This is a genomic window from Psychrobacter sp. 1Y4, from assembly GCF_051847555.1.
This window is the reverse complement of sequence record NZ_JBPYDE010000004.1, coordinates 17,250-37,535: the sequence shown is the minus strand read 5'-3', so window position 1 is coordinate 37,535 and position 20,286 is coordinate 17,250. Positions and strand designations below refer to the sequence as shown.

At 44.4% G+C, this 20,286-nt stretch carries 13 protein-coding genes; 9 read left to right on the top strand and 4 right to left on the bottom strand.

Going from position 1 to position 20,286, the window contains the following annotated elements; all coding sequences use genetic code 11:
- Nucleotides 1-238 precede the first annotated feature (238 nt).
- The 3 genes from ACS8FC_RS04280 (at nucleotide 239) to ACS8FC_RS04270 (ending at nucleotide 4,144) form a co-directional block, all read left to right on the top strand.
- Nucleotides 239-1,678, top strand: a complete 1,440-nt coding sequence (locus ACS8FC_RS04280; protein WP_439295958.1) for a cytochrome c — start codon at nucleotides 239-241, stop codon at nucleotides 1,676-1,678.
- 193 nt (nucleotides 1,679-1,871) lie between these two features.
- The gene (locus tag ACS8FC_RS04275) at nucleotides 1,872-3,473 is read left to right on the top strand and encodes a flavin monoamine oxidase family protein (protein ID WP_439260796.1); all 1,602 of its coding nucleotides are present in this window, start codon (nucleotides 1,872-1,874) and stop codon (nucleotides 3,471-3,473) included.
- 47 nt (nucleotides 3,474-3,520) lie between these two features.
- The gene (locus ACS8FC_RS04270; protein WP_439260797.1) at nucleotides 3,521-4,144 is read left to right on the top strand and encodes a c-type cytochrome; all 624 of its coding nucleotides are present in this window, start codon (nucleotides 3,521-3,523) and stop codon (nucleotides 4,142-4,144) included.
- Nucleotides 4,145-4,291: 147 nt separating this feature from the next.
- Here ACS8FC_RS04270 and ACS8FC_RS04265 read toward each other — a convergent pair whose 3' ends face one another.
- The 4 genes from ACS8FC_RS04265 to tolQ form a co-directional block, all read right to left on the bottom strand.
- Nucleotides 4,292-5,584, bottom strand: coding sequence for a translocation protein TolB (locus ACS8FC_RS04265; RefSeq protein WP_439295957.1), 1,293 nt, complete (start codon nucleotides 5,582-5,584; stop codon nucleotides 4,292-4,294).
- A gap of 136 nt (nucleotides 5,585-5,720) precedes the next feature.
- Nucleotides 5,721-6,734 (bottom strand): cell envelope integrity protein TolA, encoded by a 1,014-nt coding sequence (locus ACS8FC_RS04260; RefSeq protein ID WP_439295956.1) that lies wholly within the window; start codon nucleotides 6,732-6,734, stop codon nucleotides 5,721-5,723.
- A gap of 71 nt (nucleotides 6,735-6,805) precedes the next feature.
- Nucleotides 6,806-7,264 (bottom strand): protein TolR, encoded by a 459-nt coding sequence (tolR, locus tag ACS8FC_RS04255; protein WP_299215903.1) that lies wholly within the window; start codon nucleotides 7,262-7,264, stop codon nucleotides 6,806-6,808.
- Nucleotides 7,261-7,998 carry a protein TolQ gene (gene tolQ / locus ACS8FC_RS04250; protein ID WP_439295955.1) on the bottom strand — a complete coding sequence of 246 codons (738 nt, stop codon included), beginning with the start codon at nucleotides 7,996-7,998 and terminating at the stop codon, nucleotides 7,261-7,263. The genes tolR and tolQ overlap by 4 nt, the downstream gene beginning before the upstream one ends.
- Before the next feature lie 498 nt (nucleotides 7,999-8,496).
- On the opposite strand from tolQ, the gene ACS8FC_RS04245 reads away from it, so the two are divergent.
- The 6 genes from ACS8FC_RS04245 to ACS8FC_RS04220 all read left to right on the top strand — a co-directional run bounded on the left by ACS8FC_RS04245 (nucleotide 8,497) and on the right by ACS8FC_RS04220 (nucleotide 20,267).
- Nucleotides 8,497-9,792, top strand: coding sequence for an NCS2 family permease (locus ACS8FC_RS04245; RefSeq protein ID WP_439295954.1), 1,296 nt, complete (start codon nucleotides 8,497-8,499; stop codon nucleotides 9,790-9,792).
- A gap of 754 nt (nucleotides 9,793-10,546) precedes the next feature.
- The gene (gene putA, locus ACS8FC_RS04240) at nucleotides 10,547-13,831 is read left to right on the top strand and encodes a bifunctional proline dehydrogenase/L-glutamate gamma-semialdehyde dehydrogenase PutA (protein ID WP_439295953.1); all 3,285 of its coding nucleotides are present in this window, start codon (nucleotides 10,547-10,549) and stop codon (nucleotides 13,829-13,831) included.
- Between the two features lie 11 nt (nucleotides 13,832-13,842).
- A complete protein-coding gene (locus tag ACS8FC_RS04235; RefSeq protein WP_439295952.1) occupies nucleotides 13,843-14,532 on the top strand; it encodes a 1-pyrroline-5-carboxylate dehydrogenase in 690 nt (229 codons plus the stop codon).
- Nucleotides 14,533-14,885: 353 nt separating this feature from the next.
- Nucleotides 14,886-16,631 carry a xanthine dehydrogenase small subunit gene (locus ACS8FC_RS04230; RefSeq protein WP_439295951.1) on the top strand — a complete coding sequence of 582 codons (1,746 nt, stop codon included), beginning with the start codon at nucleotides 14,886-14,888 and terminating at the stop codon, nucleotides 16,629-16,631.
- Nucleotides 16,628-19,213: a xanthine dehydrogenase molybdopterin binding subunit gene (gene xdhB / locus ACS8FC_RS04225; RefSeq protein ID WP_439260804.1), complete on the top strand. Its 2,586-nt coding sequence runs from the start codon at nucleotides 16,628-16,630 to the stop codon at nucleotides 19,211-19,213. The genes ACS8FC_RS04230 and xdhB overlap by 4 nt, the downstream gene beginning before the upstream one ends.
- On the top strand, nucleotides 19,191-20,267 hold the full coding sequence (locus tag ACS8FC_RS04220) for an XdhC family protein (RefSeq protein ID WP_439295950.1): 1,077 nt from the start codon (nucleotides 19,191-19,193) through the stop codon (nucleotides 20,265-20,267). Before xdhB ends, ACS8FC_RS04220 begins: the two co-directional genes overlap by 23 nt.
- The last annotated feature ends 19 nt before the right edge of the window (nucleotides 20,268-20,286 follow it).

The window sequence follows — 20,286 nt, the reverse complement described above, 5'->3', positions numbered from 1 at the left end:
GTAATAATTAACAAAAGCTAGCTCTTTATGGATAAGCAGCCGGCACTTAAAGCAACATAAGCTTTCACCATGTTTACCTTATATTTATTAAATAATTAGAACATTAATAAGCTATTCACTGTTAAAGATTGCTGGGTGTTTTGCTACTGTTTTTATTTGACAATATTGTTGTATAACGAATTGTTGTCTAACGACCTTAGTTCTGCCAGCCACTATGTGCCAGCTATATGAGGATATTATGAAGCCACTTTCTATGATGTTATCGGTGCTTGTTATTGGTTTCACTTCCAGTACGGTAATGGCTGAAGGTGCTAGTCTATCAAGCGCCAGCCTACCCAACGTAAGCCCTGCCAATAGCGATTTGGTCAATCAAGGAGCGTATATCGCGCGTGCAGCTGACTGTATGGCTTGTCACCGCGAAGACTATACTGGCGGTGTCGCACTTGAGACCCCAATGGGTAAGATTTATGCAACCAACATTACGCCATCGAAACGTTATGGTATCGGTAACTATACCGAAGCCGATCTAAAAAAAGCCCTCAAAGAAGGTCGTGCGCCCAATCATATGCTTTATCCAGCCATGCCGTACCCTTCTTATAATGGTATGAAGGATGAAGATATCAGCGCACTATTTGCCTATCTACAAACGGTTCCTGTCGTAGATGAAGCGCCTGATTATGAAACCGATCTACCGTTTCCGTTTAACTTTCGCAGTCTGATGTTAGGCTGGAACATGCTCAATGTCCCTTCTACAGAGAGCCGTGAAGGATTGACACAGACGCAGCAGCATGGTGAGTATTTGGTTAATAACCTTGCTCATTGCGGGACTTGCCATACCCCGCGTAACAGTACGATGGGTTTTGATAACGACAATTATTTGTCAGGAGCGCAGCTTGGGACATGGTATGCGCCCAATATCACTCCTGATAAATCAAGCGGTATAGGCAATTGGAGTGAGCAAGACATCGTCACTTACTTGCGTACAGGTGAGCTGGATCAACGAGTCTTTGCTGGTGGACCTATGGGAGAGGTGGTATCGCACAGTACTCGCTATTTAAAAGACACAGATCTAAACGCAATTGCCTCTTATCTTAAGACCGTACCTGTCGTACAAACAGATGATAAGGTTCATCCGGTCAATGCATCCCGTCTGACAGCCCCACTCAATGAATCAATCACTCATGACCTGCTTGCCCAAAAGGACTACTTAGCGCAGGCGAAAGCTGAGGTTCAAGGTGGTAGTAATTCGCCAGAAGCATTATACCTTGCTGCTTGTGGTAGCTGTCACGGTGTTGATGGTTATGGCCAACCGGATGCTCGTTATGCACCTATTGTGGGTCTAAGCAGTATCCGCCGTGAAAAGCCGGATGGTTTAATCAATGTTATTCTTCATGGTGTTGATGGCGCAACCAATACCAGTCCTAAGATGCCAGGCTTTTCAGAAGAGTTAAGTAGTGAGCAGATCGCTGGTATTAGCAATTATGTACGTGTCAAATTTGGTAGTTTAAATAGCAGTGATGTCAATGCTGCTGATGTCGAGCGCGTGGCAACGACTGGTGCCGATCAGCCTTTTTTGATTAGGTACGCAGGTCTGCTTGCGATACTAGGTATTATCGTAGCTATCGTCATTATCATATTTATTGTACGAGCGATCATACGTTCTAGGCGTCATAGTTAGTTGAATCAATGAATTTAACTAGCAATACAGACAACTTAATAAACGCGTGTTAGGCGCTTATTATAAGACATAGATTCAGTGTAGGTCGGTAGAGTATTAAAGCTTAGCATCATAGATAAATTATATGAGCTGAACCAATAATAAAAGTGAGTACCTACCGCCATACACGAAAGTCTACTTTAAGGATATTACTATGAAAGACATGCTTCAATCACCAACGCGGCGCCAACTGCTCTCGATGATCGGTAAGACGGCTGGTGCAACTGCGATGTATCAAGCAATGACTACCTTAGGATTTGCATCTGAGTCTAGCTTTAAAGAATCGATGGACCTAAAAGGAGCGCCTCCAGGAGCGAGTATTGTCATTCTTGGTGCAGGTCTTGGTGGTCTCACTGCAGCTTATGAGCTACGTAAAGCCGGTTATGATGTTAAAGTGCTTGAGTTTCAAAATCGCGGTGGTGGACGTAGCTGGACGCTCAACAGTGGTGACAAATATACTGAGCTTGGCGGTGAGGAAGTTACCTGTGATTTTGAAGAAGGTAACTATTTTAATGGCGGGCCTTGGCGCTTACCAAGTCATCATTATGCTGTATTTCACTACTGCAAGAAGTTTGGTGTTGAGATGCAACCTTTTATTCAGACTAACGACCGAGCTTATCTGCATCGCTCTACGCACTTTGGCGGGGTGCCGCAGCGTTTAGGAGATGTAAAAAACGACATACAAGGCAATGTGGCTGAGCTGCTATCAAAGGCCGTCAACGTTGGTGGTCTTGATCGTTCAGTGAATACTGAGGATAAAGAAAAGTTGCTTGAGGGCTTAAAAGGCTGGGGCGTACTAGACAAAGACTATCGCTACAGAGCCAGTAATGAGACTACCAAGCATCGCGGTTTTAGCGTCTTTCCTGGTGGTGGCCTGATGCCCAACGAAAAACCCTCGAAGCCTCTACCTATCGGTGAGATATTGGACTCTGGCATGTGGTCAGATATTTATGCCAATCACATGACTTATGGCCATCAACCAACGATGTTTCAGCCAGTAGGCGGTATGGGCAAAATCGGTGATGCGTTCACTCGTGAGTGCCGCGATATGATTGAGTTTAATGCCAAAGTCACTAAGATTCATCAAGACGAAAGTGGTGTAACTGTCAATTATGTCGATAGCAATAGTCCAGATGGTGCGACCAAGACCATACGTGCTGACTGGTGTGTCTGCAATATTCCGCTAACGGTATTGACTCAAATTGATATCAATGTCTCAAAGCCGATGAAAAAAGCAATGGCAGCCGTACCTTATGATACCTCTTATAAGGTGGGCCTCGAGTTCAACCGCCGCTTTTGGGAAGAAGATGAGTGGATCTATGGCGGCTTGACCTATACTAATATGCCCATTACGCAAATCGCTTATCCTTCAGAAGACATGTTTAAAACAGGTACTGGAGTGTTATTAGGTGCTTATGGTTTTGGCCCGACCTCTTATAAGTTTAATACATTAACACCAAAGGAGCGTATTAACGTCGCCCTTGCTTATGGCAAATACATCCATCCACAGTATCCAAAAGAGTTCCGTGCAGGTACGTCAGTGGTATGGCACCGCATTCCGTGGACCTTAGGGTGTTATGGTATTTGGAGCGAGTCAAGCCGTGAGCAGTATTATGATCAGCTGTGTAGTATCGACAACCGTATTGTATTAACGGGCGAACATTGTTCACATATTCCTGCATGGCAAGAGGGCGCTATTTTATCCGGCATTGATGCAGCAAATCGTCTGCACAAAAAGGCAAAAATGCTTGGGTAACGTTGATAACCATAATAAATTCAGAGGCTGTCATGGATAATATAAGCATGAAGAAAACAACATTTAAGATGCTGACTGTGATATCACTTAGTATGATAAGCAGTGTAGCATTGTTAGGCTGTAGCCAAAAATCAGAGGATGTAGAGACAATAGCGAGCAAGCAAGACGCTGTACTGCCAGTTAATAATCAAGCCAGTCGTAATACTGGCGCTTGGGGCGGCGTCTATATGACTCGCGATGAGCTAAGAGCGCCTGATATCAATATCGTTGATGATAGCTCATTACCGAGCATGGAAAACGATCCCAGTCTTGCAAAGTGGGAAGCTAAGTTTGAAGGTCAAAATGCCTTTATTACTACTAATGGTAAAAAGCTATATCATGACTCATGTGCAGGCTGTCATATGCATGAAGGTGAGGGTGCTCAAGGTGCAGGTTATTACCCACCATTAGCCAATAACAGCAAAATGCAGTCGAAATACTACATTATTGATATATTGATTAATGGCTTTCGCGGTATGCCGTCATTTCATATGATGATGGATGATGAGCAAATGGCAGCTGTCACGCAATATGTCGTCAATGATTTAAATGGTTTTAAACAGACGGTCACTGCCGAAGATGTGGCGCAGCTAAGGCATGCCAATCCACCGGGTTATGATCCAAGCGAATAAGTGCCTTACACTCAGTCTTAAACGACAGCTAACAGCTAATATTAGTCATGTAAAAAAAGCGCTCGATAATATTATCGAGCGCTTTTTTATGGATACAAAATAAGAAATAAGCCTATATTAAGGTGACAATTTTAGAGAGTTAAAGCCTTATTCGGGACTTGATGACCATACTGGGGAGCGGATAATGCCTTGACCAGACTTACCAAATGACTCGCCACCATTTAGTGACTTAATGGTCAGCACGCCTTTACCGCCTTGGGTTGATGCATACACCACACGCTTACCATTAGGAGAGAAGCTTGGGGCTTCATCGATACCTGTGCTACCAAGGTTGGCAGTTACTGCACCGTTGCTGTTCATAATCGCGGCTGATCGCCCACTTAAAAACGCAATCTGTGTGCCATCACTACTAAACTGAGGACTGGTTGCATAACCGCTATTAGAGACCTTGGTCGTTCGACCTGAGCCAAATTCATAGCGATATATCTGCGGTTTATTAAAGCCTGCTCTATCAGAGACAAACACAAAAGACTTGCCGTCTGGTGCATAGTTTGGTTGGACTTCACTACTTGGCCAGTTTGTCAGTTTTTTAAGGTTACCACCGCCTGCACTCATCTCATAAATATCAGCACTACCTTCAAAGCTGCTAGAGAAGAGTATCTTGCTACCATCAGGGGAGAAAGAAGGACTTAGGTTGCTGCCTTTATAAGGGGTAACGACGGTTGCTGCACCGCCGCTGACATTTTGCACATAAATCAATGGATAAGATTTATCGCGCTGTACGGTATAGGCGATACGCGAAGCATCGGGCGACCATGTAGGCGAAAATATGGAGCCTGTGACTTCAGTAATCGTTCTAGCGTTTTCACCATCAGCATCCATAACTTTTAGGCGAGATATTTTGTCTTTTCCGCGTCCTGTCTCCTCGATGTAAGCAATACGACCTGAAAAGTCACCCGGCGTACCAGTAATCAGCTCATACACTTTGTCAGCGATGACGTGCGCAGCATAACGTAAGCTTTCTTGATTATTATCAGCGCTCAAGCTTTGCTTTCCTTGGAGTACACGACCAGATTTGACATCAATCACCTCATAAGTGGTCTCAATCTTACCGCGATTGGTACGGGTGCTACCGACTACTAAATACGGAATTCCTAAACTTTGCCACACTGGTAATGTCTCTGTCAGCTCACTACTGCTGCGCGGTTGCTGCGGTAGATTCTTGCTAGTCACATTCAGCTCAGTTCTACTCAAATCATTTAAGATGATGGGTGAGAGTACAGAATCGCCAGCGAAAGGCACAAAGGCGACTTGGTTTTGTTGTACTGGAATCTCGTAGTCCAACTCTAATACGACGGGAGCCGCGTATACGCTAGAAGCGATAAGTAGACTTGAGGTGCTAGCAAGTAAGCTAAGCAGCAGCTTTTTGTGAGTACGCATGACTGGATTTGGCTCCTAAAATGATATGGTAATCGTTTTTTATATACTTTAATTGAGTATTACGGTAAGACAATATTGCTACTGGTGCAAGTTTTTTAAGATAAAACCAACAATAAATCAGCCGTCTATCCTCTTATTAATTGCTGCCTTTAAACCTTATGGTAAAGGTGGGGTATTTAGGATCGTCAGTATCAATCGGTAAATGACGAGTATTTAATACCGCTTGCTTGGCCGCTTCATTGACAGCTGAATCGGGCCCTGAGACAGAGACATTAACCACATCTCCATTACTATTGACCGTTATGGTCAAGGTTGCCTGCTGAGTTGAGCCTTTAGCTGCTACCGGTGGATTATAGTTGCGCTTAATCAAGCTTACAATCTCACTATTGCTTGCCCCGCGACTACTTGCTGATGCACTACTACTGTTCGTTGATTGCCCAGAAGTGATGGGGCTTCCAGTGACTGTCGATTTTCCATCTGCTTCTAGGCTAAAGGTTTTGTTAGCATTATTTGTACTACCCGTTTCTATCTCCAAATTGGCCTGTGTGTTATTCGGTCGTTTGATTTTAGGCGGATTATTCTCTGTATGACGAAAAGACTTTAAACGCGCGCGCTCAGCATCAAGCTGGTTTTGTTTGTCTTGTTCTACTTGGTTCAGCTCTTCTAGGGCGGTCTCATCTAGCCGCGCTGCCAGCTCGGCCATATTACGCTCATACTCTTGCATCTGCTCAATACGCCGCTGATGCTGCTCTTGACTCATTAATACTGGTTGGTCCGCTGGAGCATCGGAGCGCGTAAATACAGACTCTCTTTGCAGGCTTGATGAGGCGTTTGTTTGACTGACATTATCGTTGTTATCTGCAGTTATAGGCTCACTGGTCTCTGTATTACTACTAGCTGCCTGCGCTTGCATCGCTGCACGGTTGGCCAATATTTGTCCTTGCATCTCAGCCAACTCTTGCGGCGTGACCATAGTGGTTTCAATATTGCCAACGGTTTCTAATTCGGGTTGTTGGTAGGTATAAATCAGCAAGCCAAGTACGATGCCATGAGCCAATAGACTTAATAGCATAGGTAGGGTCAGCCCATCACCTTCAGGCGCAGTTGGAATATAGACGGCAGGAGCATTATTCATGGTTGTGATACTCATTGACGTGTGTCATCAGGTTGTCTACTTATTCAAATCAAGTTGTAAAAGTAACTGTTTTTGATTTAAGCTCATTATAACGTAGGCGCAGGTAGAGGAGCACCTGTTAATAGCCCGACCTTCTGAATACCTGCTTGTTGCAAATTGGCCATCAAAGCCATGATGGCACCGTATTGATTATTTTGATCGGCGTTAATCATCACCTGCAGAGGGGGCACACCAGCGTTACTATTTTGCGATTGCAAGTTGGATAAGGTGTTAATCAATTCAGGCTCACTAATAGGCATGTCTATGTTGTTTTCATAGCTGATAAAAATCTCACCGCTACTTGTCAATGACACGATGACAGGCAGCTGGTTTTGGCTCATCGTATTGGTCTGCTCTTTTGGTAAATCGACATCGACCCCTGTGGTCAGCATTGGTGCTGTCACCATAAATATCACCAGTAGCACCAGCATAACATCGATATAAGGTACGACATTCATCTCAGCATTGAGTGCTTTTTTCTTGCGGCTATAGGGGTTTGGTTTCATAGCCCTGCCACCTGACCTGCACCAGCTCTGCTCTCATTATTTTTCTGCGCTTTATTTAGTGCATTTTGAGTATTGGTCTCACGCTGTAGCATACCTGTCATCTCATCACAAAATAGAGCACGCGACTCATATAGCTGGCCTGACTTTGCTGTAAAGTGGTTATACGCTAGTACGGCTGGAATAGCTGCAAACAGTCCCATCGCCGTGGCGATAAGTGCTTCAGCGATACCAGGTGCCACTGAGGCAAGGGTCGCTTGCTCTGTCTGTGAGAGACCCAAAAAGGCATTCATGATGCCCCAAACCGTGCCAAATAGACCCACATAAGGCGCTACCGAACCAATGCTGGCAAGGGTAGTAATACCGGACTCAAGTAGCTGCTGCTGACGACCAAGCCCAACGCGTAGCTTACGCTCGACGCCATCGATAATGTCATCTTTGGGTTGGCGTTTTTTGTGCATTCTCAAATATTCAGAAAAACCAATATAAAAAATCTGCTCAAGCCCTTGACGCTCAGGCGAGCCTTGGACGCCCTGATAAAGTTTGGCCAAATCCTCACCTGACCAAAACCACGTTTCGAACTGTTCATCGAAGTTTTTGGCAGTACCAAGGCGTGCACTTAGACGAAAGATAATAACCCAACTAACCAAAGAGGCTAGTAATAGCAACCCCATCACCATCTGCACGAGCAGACTTGCTTGAGTAATAAGATCGATAATGTTTAATGATTCAGGCATGTAACAGGCTCACTGATGATTAACAACAATTGACTAAAACTAAAAGACTCAAGTCAAATAATCCTAAAAGATACGATTAATACTTATTTGTTAGTAGTTAACAAATATATTTTATTATTGATTTCAACAACTTAATAAGAAGACCGCGTTTGAATGATAGTATCTTCTTTATGACAATAATATCTCAACCCCTTAGTTTACTGTTAAATAGACAAAAGGTCATTATTAATATGTTCAATGAGCAGTAGACAGTTTTTAGATTAATGGTTTGATAATGTGTTTTTACCGTGTACTATTGTTTATAGATAACAGTTAATATAGTTTTTAGGCGTGTAAGGCATGGGTAATGATTGAATTTGTGCACAGGTTTCTCTAGAATGTTGCGCTTTGTTACCGCTGTCTTTTGTTTTATGACGTCACCATGGTTTTGTTGACGTCATCTTTATTTTAGACACATATAAACTTGTTCTTTTCACTGGCCTGTTGGGATTGACCCTTATGAATGCAATTGAGCGCTATTTTGGAATTAATGGTGACAATACCACGATAAAAACGGAAATTGTTGCTGGTATAACGACATTTTTGACGATGGCTTATATCATTTTTGTCAACCCCAATATATTAGCAGAAGCGGGCATGGATAAAGGGGCAGTGTTTGTTGCTACCTGTCTTGCTGCTGCGATAGGCTGTTTTATAATGGGGCTTTATGCCCGTTTGCCCGTAGCGTTGGCACCTGGCATGGGTCTTAACGCCTTTTTCACCTATGGGGTGGTGTTAGGAATGGGCTATGCATGGCAGACAGCACTCGGTGCTGTTTTTTTGTCGGGGTGCATATTCATACTATTAAGCTTATTTAAAATTCGTGAATGGATTATTAATTCTATTCCGATTGCTCTTAAACAAGGGGTTATCGCAGGTATCGGTGCATTTTTAGCATTTATTGCACTGCAAAGCTCTGGCGTTATCGTTGGGCAAGACGCAACGCTAGTGACGCTTGGTGATATGACATCGTTTGGTCCTATGATGGCATCCATAGGCTTCTTTGTCATTATTGGTCTGTCGTATAAAAAAATCCCCGGTGCTGTGACAATTGGCATTTTATTGGTTGCTCTAATCAGTCTATTGGCAGGACATACTGAGTTTGCTGGGATTATATCTACGCCACCATCCGTCGCTCCAACCTTGATGCAACTTGATATTGCCGGTGCGTTTGATGTCACGATGATTAGTGTCATTTTTGCTTTTTTGTTTGTCGATTTATTTGATACCGCAGGTACGCTAGTGGCAACGACAAGCCAGGCGAAATTGATTGATAAAGACGGTAACATACCTAATATGGGCAAAGCACTACTAGCAGATTCGACAGCGACGGTGACAGGTGCGATGCTCGGTACCTCATCGACCACCAGTTATGTTGAGAGTGTTGCAGGTATTGCAGCAGGTGGACGTACTGGACTTGTGGCAGTCACGGTCGGGGTGTTGTTCTTATTAAGTACTTTTTTTGCCCCATTGGCTGGTATGATTCCAGCGTATGCTACCGCCGGCGCTATCTTTTACGTCGCCGTACTGATGCTAGGTACGCTAAAAGACATCAATTGGGCAGATTTGACAGATGCTGCGCCCGTTGTCGTCGTGCTGTTATTTACGCCGCTGACATACTCTATCGCCGATGGTATTGCCCTTGGTTTTATTACCTTTACCGCGGTCAAGCTGATGTCTGGTAAAGTCAATGAAGTGACTCTGCCAGTGTGGGTGCTGACAATCATTTTACTTGTTAAGATCATATGGCTATAGCTTATTTATGCTATGTATACCGATATATCGACTAGGGCCTATTGAATTTGGTATGAATACAAACTACTAATATGCATGAATGGCCACTAGTTTTTAACCCTCTTTATCTTGCACTGATAAGGAGGGTTTTTTAGCATAAGGCTCAAGCGTTTATGACCAAAGAATTAACAGTATGGCTGCAAAAAACGTTATTAAATAACCAATAATCAACAAAAGACCATAAATTAGAACCTATCTATAATTTTATGCCGCTAACTATTTGTTTTTAAATAACATATTTATTAATATAAATGAGCGATATAGTTAGTTTGAAAAATTATTTCATGATAATATGACGGGGTTAAGCGCATCACCTCAATCAACGCCGTAGAGGTTTTTCTTACAGTGAATTAGCGTCATACAAGATCATAGTTTTGGTTCAATCAGTTATATAAAAGCCATATCTGTTGATCGCACTCCTTTCACTACAAACAAGAAGAAGGCACTAATGCCGCTTAACTGTTCGTTGTTGCCTTTGAATTGTTAACGTAGCACTTTTTTTAACAATCGAACGACCTACTTAACCCTCTCCAGCTTATGCTGGATTTGCTCGTTTTGTGATGGTGTCGTTTGGTCTCCTATAGACAGCTGTTATTGGTTGTTGATCGTGGATATTTGACCAAGTGTATAATTGCTTTATTCTAAATATTTGCGACGTTAAGAGTCCACGCGTACCATTTATGATGGTTTTTTTAACGATAGTTATGGAGTTGGTATGAACCCAATAGACCAGTTTAGCCCCAAAGAGCCTATTTTATTTGATCCTATCGATTTGCTTGCACCTGAGTATATCACTCAGTCAGCAGATGACCTTTATGCGCGTATATCACCATTGTATAGTGTCGATGAAGACCGCTGGTTGAGAAATTTGCTACCCCTAGCTAAGCCTAGTGATAAAGAGCGCGATGATGCTAGCGAGCAGACACGTAAGCTGGTTGAATATGTACGTAATGATGGCAAAGCGATCAAGATGGTAGATTCATTGCTTCTTGAATACAGCCTTGATACTCAAGAAGGTATCTTGCTAATGAGCTTGGCTGAAGCGTTGATTCGAGTACCTGATAGTTATACGGCTGATGCACTAATCCGTGACAAGATGAGTGTGGCGGACTGGAAAAAACATCTAAAAGATGACAATGGTTTTATGGTCAATGCGTCAACGTGGGGCATGATGATGACCGGCCGTGTGGTCAGTATTGACAGCAGTACCACAGCCTCTGGATTTTTGGATCGCATGACCAAAAAAATGGGCGAGCCAATGATTCGCGGTGCGATGCAAAAAGCCATGCGTATTATGGGGCATCAGTTTGTATTGGGTGAAACCATTGAAGAGGCCAATAAAAACAGCCAACCTTACCGCAATAAAGGCTATACCTACTCGTTTGATATGCTAGGCGAGGCGGCCATCACTAATAAAGACGCTGAAAAGTACTTCAATGACTACCTACATGCAATCAAAGCAACTGCCAATGTTAAAGTCAAAGAAGGCATGCCTAAGCCCTCTGTATCTATCAAGTTGTCAGCGCTACATCCGCGCTATGAAGCAACGCAGGAAGCGCAGGTCTTAGGGCTACTACGTCAGCGCTGTTTGCTACTTATTGAAGCGGCACGCGAAGTCGATGTCGATATCAGTATCGATGCAGAAGAAGCGGATCGTCTTGAGATTTCCTTAAAGTTATTTGAATCACTATATCGTGACCCATTGACCGCAGGCTGGGATGGCCTAGGACTAGTCGTTCAGGGCTACTCAAAACGTGCGATTGCGATATTTGCATGGCTTGCTCGTTTGGCCAAAGAAGTGGGCGACCGTATTCCCCTACGTTTGGTCAAAGGCGCGTACTGGGACTTTGAGATTAAGCTTGCGCAGCAAAAAGGTCTGTCAGGCTATCCAGTTTGGACCCGTAAAGAGGGCACAGATACCGCCTATCTTGCTTGCGCACGGTTTTTATTGTCAGAACACTTACGTGGTTTAATTTGGCCACAGTTTGCAACTCACAACGCGCATACTTTGGCATCTGTCATGACCATGAGTACGCACAGAGACTTTGAGTTTCAGCGTCTACATGGGATGGGAGACGCGCTTTACGATCATATTCTACAGTCATACAGTATTCCTGTACGTATCTATGCTCCTGTTGGCGCTCATCAAGACTTGTTGCCATACTTAGTGCGCCGCTTACTTGAAAATGGCGCGAACAGCTCATTTGTGCATCAGCTATTAGATAAGTCGTATCCGATTGATAAGCTAACAGTACATCCGTATGACAAGCTACTGGCCAATGAAACGCTGCATAATATTGAGATACCGTTACCACTCGATATCTATGGCAAGCGCCGTGCTAGTTTTGGGCCCAATATATTTGTAGAGTCGCAATGGCAGCCGTTCAAAACAGCGATTGACAGTCACTTAGACAATACATGGTCAGCAGCACCTGTTATTAACGGCCAAGCAGTCAATACATTTGAGCAAGATGGCGCAAATCAGCCCCTTGATAGTCATACGGTACGTGCGCCTTGGAACCATAATGTTGTCGCTGGCAAAGTGCAATATGCCAATGCAGAGTTGGCTCGTCAAGCCATCGACGCTGCTGTGGCAGGACAAGCAAAATGGCAAGCAGTGCCAGCCTCTGAGCGTGCCGCTATCTTACGCAAAACTGCCGATTTGTATGAAGAAAACTACGCTGAGCTAATGGCACTATGCCAAATCGAGGCGGGTAAAACGACGCAAGACAGTATTGATGAGATCAAAGAAGCGGTCGATTTTTGTCGTTTTTATGCTGATGAAGCGGAGCGCCTAAATGATATCACGCATGAATTTACAGACTTAGCTGGTAAGCAGTCACGTCAAGTTTATAAGGCACGTGGCACCTTTGTCTGTATTAGCCCATGGAACTTCCCATTAGCAATTTATACAGGCCAAATCGTTGCGGCATTAGCAGCGGGCAATACGGTGGTAGCAAAGCCAGCAGAACAAACCAGCTTGATCGCACATTTTGGTGCCAAGTTGATGTATCAAGCTGGCGTGCCAAGTGAGGCGCTACAGTTTGTCACTGGTGCAGGTGAAGTAGGCGGCGCGCTGACAGCAGCAGACAACTTATCTGGCGTGATATTTACAGGCTCAACGCAAACCGCGCAGCGTATCAACCAAAGCTTAAATGATCATGCACAAGCAAATGGCGAGCTACCAATTTTGATCGCCGAAACTGGTGGACAAAACGCCATGATCGTTGACTCCACAGCATTGCCAGAACAAGTGGTCAAGGATGCCGTGCTATCAGCATTTGGTTCGGCAGGACAGCGCTGTTCTGCCTGTCGTATCTTGTGTGTACAAGAAGATGTGGCAGATGGACTGATTGAATTGCTACAAGGTCATATGGCAGAGCTAGTCGTAGGTAATCCAACTTACGTTGCAACAGATGTTGGCCCAGTGATTGATGCTGATGCTAAGCAGGGTCTTGAGAGTCATATTGAACGTATGAAATCTGAGCCGACAGCCAACATTTTGGCACAGACGCCTATGAGTGCCAGCTCAGTAGTCAGTGAAGAGCAATCTACCTTTGTATTGCCGACAGCGATCGAAGTGCAAACCATTGACGTTATTGGTGGCGAGCATTTCGGCCCGATATTGCACGTACTGCGTTATAAGGCTCGTGAGTTGGATCAGCTTATCGATGCGATTAATGCGACAGGGTTTGGTTTAACCTTAGGTATCCATAGCCGTATTGAAAACATCGCTGAGCATATCGAGCGCCGCGCTGTCGTGGGTAACACTTATGTCAACCGTAACCAAATCGGTGCTGTAGTCAATGTTCAACCTTTCGGCGGCTGCGGCTTATCAGGTACGGGCCCAAAAGCTGGTGGCCCGCATTATGTGCCGCGTTTGATGAAGCTAAGCTCTGAGTCTTTTAGCTCAGCAAAACCAAACGCTACAAAACTGGCTACCGAAGCATCTAGTACTGTAAACAATACGACATCAACCACTCAAACAGAGCTTGCATAAGGAGTAGCAACATGACGAACGAATTCAAAAAAAATCATGCTCAAGTTTGTGAAGCTTGGCGATTACTTGGTGCCGTACAGCGTGCCACTTATCTAGAAGCTGCTGTTCCTAAGCTTGCATTGTTCACGGGAGACGCCAATAAAGCGCGTCGCTTGTTCAATCATCTGCTGAGTGCAGCGCCCAGCCTAGATGAGGTACATCGTATGACGGGTGCTACAGGCGAGTCTAACGATCTTTATGTGACTGCTCGTGGTAAAACAATGGTTGTCGGCGGCGAATCAGCCAAAACAATGGCGGTACTCGGTCAGCTTATCGCAGCACTATTGACAGGAAATGAAGTCATTTTGCATTGTCCAAGCCAAGAAGAGATGTGCGTAGAAGCCGCCAAAGTACTTTATGACACTGGTATCAGTGATGATGTGCTAAGTGTGGCAAACGACTCACAAACGATTACTTTGCTACATATCGACCGCCTTGCTCAAGTAGTGGTTGCAGGTAGCGCTGCTGAAGTACAAGAAGTCAGTCAAACATTGGCCGATACTGATGGTATCTTAACCCAAGTAATCGCAGTGACAGATATGGAGGGCTTATCAGACATGCTAACGCCAGATTATCTGCATCGTTTTGTAACTGAGCGAGTGATAACTATCAATACGACAGCTATTGGTGGTAATGCAAGCTTGCTTGAGCTTGGAACATAGCAAAACTTAAAAAATTAATAATTAAGTCATTAGATAGAACTTAGTGTCATATAAGTAACGGTTAGTGTTTGTTTACGAGGTTTTAAACTGCCTGTAAATAATCGCTAACCGTTTTTTTTGGAAATTTTAAAGTATTTTATAACTTATCAGATGGGTTTTAAAAGTTTGGATAAACGATATTTAATTGCTTGTAGGCAAGCAATAGGGGTGATAATATAAATAAAACCTGACTGAATAGTCACGTTTATAAAGGTGTCAGGCTTATGTTCTATTGAACTTTTAATTTGTTGAAGTTCAGAATATCGTCCTATAACTATATTTTATAAAGCTCAATTTGTTAGCCGAGTCCTGCTATGATTAGTTTTTATCTAAACGAAAAGCGCCACGAGATAACCCAACTCAATCCAAACACGACGGTACTTGAGTATCTGCGCTCGTATGAACGTCAAACTGACACTAAAGAAGGCTGTGGTAGTGGAGATTGCGGTGCATGTACAATCATGGCGCAGCGTCTCCCCAGTCATGCAACCAGCGAGTCTAGTGACAGTACTCCTTTTTATACCTTCAATTCCTGTATTACTCTATTGTCGCTCATGGATGGTCATCATCTGATGACCGCATCTTATCTAGCGGATAATCCAACACATCACCCAGAGCGTGCGCTATTACATCCTGCACAGCAGGCAATGGTTGATTGCCATGGCTCGCAGTGTGGGTTTTGTACCCCTGGTTTTGTGATGTCGCTTGCAAATGTATATGAAAACCATCGCATGCAGCATAACCATGTTAAGCCAGTCACTGCCAAGCAAGACATTATAAACGGTGAACAAGGCGACAATGATTTAAGCTATGATGATATCGTCGCCTCAATATCAGGGAATCTATGCCGATGTACTGGCTATCGACCCATCATTGAAGCGGGTCTAATGATGGGTAAAATCGGCCAACAAAGAGACGCTGATCAGACAGTCGCAAAGGACTTGACCATAAGTCTAGCCACCGACGTCATGGCAAACGACAAAAAACCGCTACCCAAAAGCACAGCGACAAATATAGTAGATCAGGCGTCAACTAATACGCTGGCATTAGCTGAAGGTATACGGCAGCTATTTATTCCAAAATCAATGGACGAGCTCGATGAGCTATTAGCCTTATACCCAACGGCGACTATTTGGGCGGGTGGTACGGATTTAGGATTGAGTATCACTCAGCACTTAGTTGACCATGAAACAATCATTCAGCTATCGGCCATTGACGAGCTAAAATCTTGGTCACTGTCTGATTTAGAGCCTCAATCTACATCAGATAGTGCTAATAATACCAGTGTAGAAGCGAAAACTTTGAGACTTGGTGCAGGTATGACCTATCAGCAAATGCTGCCGATACTTGAACAGTACTTTCCTGCCTTTGCTGCGCTATTTGCCAGAATTGCGTCACCGCAAATACGTAATATGGGTACGCTTGGCGGTAATATTGCTAATGCCTCGCCTATTGGAGATCTGCCTCCCATTTTGCTCGCGTTAGATGCTCGCGTTCATTTGCGTCATTGTGGTCCTGATAATAAAAATGACAGTGCAAAAAAGATGAGTGATAAAGATACAGTCAATAAAAATGAATATGATAAAAAGTCTTATATTGACGAGATAATATCTTTAACGGAATTTTTTGTAGATTATAAAAAGACCAAGCTGCGGGCAGGCAGTTATATTGTCGCTATTGATATACCGCTTATGCAGGATAATCAGCACCTGTTTATTCATAAAATCAGCAAGCGTTATGAAGATGATATTTCTGCTTGTTTGGTTGCTATCAGTGTCGCTCTATCAGCAGATGGTAAAAGTGTCGATCATGCAAAGATTGGTCTAGGCGGTATGGCTGCAATACCTTTATTAGCAAAAAATTGTCAGCAAGCACTTTTAGGGCAGCCTCTTGAGGTCGCAAGTTTTGAGAGCGCTGCAAAAGCATTACCGATGGATGTCTCGCCGTTAACAGATGTTCGAGCCAGCCGTGAGTATCGCTTGCATGTAGTGCAACGATTATTGATTAAATGTGGTAAGCAGCTGATAACAGAGACGCAAACTGAGAGAGAGTCATCATGAGCCATCAATCATCCTTATTTGACAGCTACAGTATTCGCCGTGTACGTCCGCCTAAAAACAAAATCGGCACTTCTGCCAAGCATGATAGTGCGATAAGCCATGTCATGGGTACGGCTACTTATGTGGATGATATCTTAAAGCCACAGGGTACGCTACATCTGGCTGTTGGTAAAAGCAGTCACGCTCATGCTCGGGTAACCAGTATGGATCTTAGCGCAGTCAAAGCAGCTGATGGGGTGATTGATGTTCTAAGCTTTAAAGATTTGCCTGCCCAAACGGACATCGGAGCGGTATTTGATGGTGAACCATTGATGGTGGATGAGATCACACAATACGTGGGTCAGACGCTGTTTTTGGTCGTGGCAACCACTCACCGTGCCGCAAAAAAAGCCGTACTTAAAGCCATGATAGAATATGAACCATTGTCAGCAATATTAAGTGTTGATGAAGCTTTAGAGCAAGAGCAATTTGTACGTCCAAGCCATTTTATGCAGCGCGGTGATACCGATGCAGCACTTGCGAATGCGCCCAAGCGTATTGCAGGCCATATTCACATGCTCGGACAAGAGCATTTTTATCTTGAAGGGCAGGTGTCGTATGTGGTGCCTTGCGATGATGGTGGGCTTGAAGTTTATACGTCATCGCAGCACCCAAGTGAGGTGCAGCAGCTGGTCGCTGAGGTGACAGATCTGCCATTTCATGCAGTCAATACAGTTGTGCGTAGAATGGGCGGCGGTTTTGGGGGCAAAGAAACCCAAGCAGCTGCTTGGGCCTGCTTTTGCGGTATCATTGCCAAGCGTCACAATGTCCCTGTCAGTATGCGCTTAGATCGCCAAGATGATATGGTTGTGACCGGTAAACGCCACGAATTTGTCAATCGTTATGAGGTCGGTGTTGATGACTCAGGGCAAATCCTAGGTGTCGATATGCAGCTGGCTGGTCTATGCGGTTATGCACCAGACTTGTCCGATGCTATCGTTGATCGAGCGATGTTCCACTGTGACAACGCTTATTATTATCCAGCTGCGCAAGTGGCAGGACATCGCTGCAAAACGCATACGGTATCGAACACGGCCTATCGTGGTTTTGGCGGGCCTCAAGGTCTGATGACTGCCGAATATATGATGGATCAAATTGCTTATACATTGGGCAAAGACCCTCTGCAAGTACGCTTGACGAACCTCTACCAAAATGGCCAAAGTACTCATTATGGTCAGCCAATCGAGCATTTTGATCTGGCAACGATTATGGATACGCTGGCATCAGACTGTGATTATGATAAGCGCCGCCAGCAGATCATAAAAGTCAATGAGCAAGCCGAAGCTGCAGGCAGTGACAAACGTCTTGGTATTGCCCTAACACCTGTGAAGTTTGGCATCTCGTTTACCGTACAGACGCTCAATCAAGCAGGTGCTCTGGTACATATTTATACCGATGGCAGCATCCATCTCAATCATGGCGGTACAGAGATGGGGCAAGGGCTATTTGTCAAAATCGCTCAAATCGTCGCCAATGAGTTTGCCGTGGATTTGGATACCGTAAAAGTATCCGCAACGCGTACTGATAAAGTGCCTAATACGTCACCGACAGCGGCTTCATCAGGCACCGATATCAACGGTAAAGCCGCGCAAAACGCTTGCTTAACTATTAAGGCACGCATTGTCGAGTTTGCCGCTGAGCATTTTGCAGTGGCGCAAGAAGATATACGCTTTGAGCGCAATCATGTCTACATTGGCGATAAGGAAGACTTCACTTTTGCGGAAATGGTGCAGTTGGCTTATCAGCACCGCGTTAGCCTATCTTCTACGGGTTATTATAAAACGCCCAAGATATTTTATGACCGCTCTAAAGCGTGGGGTCGACCTTTCTTTTATTTTGCTCTAGGTGCTGCATGTACTGAGGTTGAAATAGATACGTTAACTGGTGAGTACCGAGTTCTACGCTGCGATATCTTACACGATGCTGGACAATCAATTAACCCAGCTATTGATATTGGTCAGATTGAAGGCGGCTTTGTGCAAGGTATGGGATGGCTCACAACAGAGGAGTTGACTTGGGATAAAAAGGGCACACTCGCGTCTAATAGCCCCGCCAATTATAAGATTCCAACGTCGCACGATTTGCCAAAACAATTCAACGTTAAGCTATATGATCGTAAAAATGAAGAGCAAACCATTTATAATTCTAAAGCAGTTGGTGAGCCGCCTTTTATGCTGGCAGCGAGTGTTTGGTGTGCTATTAATAATGCAATCGCAAGCTTGAGTGATTATAAAAAGAACCCGGATCTTACGATGCCTGCGACTCCAGAGGCAGTATTAAAAGCGGTGATGCGTATGCAAGGTGAGGCGTGGGAGATCGACACAAACGTAAACTTTGATGCGCTTGATAGTTTGACCGAAGATGAGGACAACTGCGGTATTGACGACGATAAAGTGAAGCCACAACTAGTGCCACACGCTACAGATATCAATCCACCGGAGGTTGAAGGTCAGACAGTCGACGATCAGCCAGAAGCGATAGAGCATCCTAACGTAGCGGGTTCAAGAGGCCCTGCACATAGTGAACCTACGCACAGTGAGTGAGTTATTAGCAGCTCCCACGCGCTGGTATGACGGTCTAGCACAGTATCAGCATCAAGGTTTGGCACACGTGTTAGCGACTGTCGTTGCGGTTAATGGCTCAGCACCGCGAGCACTACAGGCGAAAATGGTAGTCACACAGGATGGCTACTGCGATACGCTTGGTGGCGGCGGTCTTGAGCATGATGTTATCACGACGGCAAGGCAACTGCTAAATGACGAGATAGACATAACTGTACCAAAGGTATCCAAAAGAGACAAAAACGCTAATGATGATATTGATAATGATAACATTCGTGAGTCAAAGCCAACGAAAGCAGTCAGACGCGATGCTGTCTATACCAAGCATTATCCGCTAGGTGCGAAGCTAGCGCAGTGCTGCGGTGGTAGTGTCACGGTTATGTTTGAATGTTTCAATGTGACGCCACCGATGTCGATATTGGTATTTGGAGCAGGGAATGTGGCGGCAGCATTAATGACGATACTGGCAGAGCTGCCTTGCCAAGTGGATTGGGTAGACAGTCGTCCTGAAATGTTTGAGCGTTATTTATTAGACAATTCTAATTTGCCAAATAAGTCTATTCAAACCGAAGATTTGCCTCAACGATTAAACGCTCAGCCTAATTTAAATCAGCCTAAGCTTTATAAGCTTCCGGCCCATATCCGTCCGCATATTGATGATGATCCTGTTGATTTTATTCGCCCGTTTATTGAGCCATTTAGCCACCAAAGCGCTTATCGTTTTATTTTGGTTATGACTCATGATCATAGTCTTGACTTTGAGTTAGTACGTGCCGCGTTGGATGCTGCTTCAGAGGCAAACAGTTTAGCAACTAATCCTAATAATAGTTCAGAAGTATCACTGCCTTATATTGGTTGTATTGGCTCGGTAACTAAAGCTGAGCGTTTTAAAGGTCGTCTGCTGCAGCGTGGCTATGATGAGCCGATAGTCGATAAACTAACCATGCCAATTGGATTGCCGATTGGTGGTAAAGAGCCTATGGCCGTCGCTGTATCTATTGCCACACAAATTTTGCAGCATTATCATCAGCCGTAATTACAAATTTTCTACTTTT

Bases quoted from the DNA above. Each gene is read 5' to 3' on its own strand.
- ACS8FC_RS04260 (WP_439295956.1), bottom strand. From the start codon at position 6,734: ATGAGTATCACAACCATGAATAATGCTCCTGCCGTCTATATTCCAACT.
- ACS8FC_RS04235 (WP_439295952.1), top strand. From the start codon at position 13,843: ATGACGAACGAATTCAAAAAAAATCATGCTCAAGTTTGTGAAGCTTGG.
- putA (WP_439295953.1), top strand. From the start codon at position 10,547: ATGAACCCAATAGACCAGTTTAGCCCCAAAGAGCCTATTTTATTTGAT.
- ACS8FC_RS04280 (WP_439295958.1), top strand. From the start codon at position 239: ATGAAGCCACTTTCTATGATGTTATCGGTGCTTGTTATTGGTTTCACT.
- ACS8FC_RS04265 (WP_439295957.1), bottom strand. From the start codon at position 5,584: ATGCGTACTCACAAAAAGCTGCTGCTTAGCTTACTTGCTAGCACCTCA.
- ACS8FC_RS04245 (WP_439295954.1), top strand. From the start codon at position 8,497: ATGAATGCAATTGAGCGCTATTTTGGAATTAATGGTGACAATACCACG.
- ACS8FC_RS04270 (WP_439260797.1), top strand. From the start codon at position 3,521: ATGAAGAAAACAACATTTAAGATGCTGACTGTGATATCACTTAGTATG.
- ACS8FC_RS04230 (WP_439295951.1), top strand. From the start codon at position 14,886: ATGATTAGTTTTTATCTAAACGAAAAGCGCCACGAGATAACCCAACTC.
- xdhB (WP_439260804.1), top strand. From the start codon at position 16,628: ATGAGCCATCAATCATCCTTATTTGACAGCTACAGTATTCGCCGTGTA.
- ACS8FC_RS04275 (WP_439260796.1), top strand. From the start codon at position 1,872: ATGAAAGACATGCTTCAATCACCAACGCGGCGCCAACTGCTCTCGATG.
- tolQ (WP_439295955.1), bottom strand. From the start codon at position 7,998: ATGCCTGAATCATTAAACATTATCGATCTTATTACTCAAGCAAGTCTG.
- tolR (WP_299215903.1), bottom strand. From the start codon at position 7,264: ATGAAACCAAACCCCTATAGCCGCAAGAAAAAAGCACTCAATGCTGAG.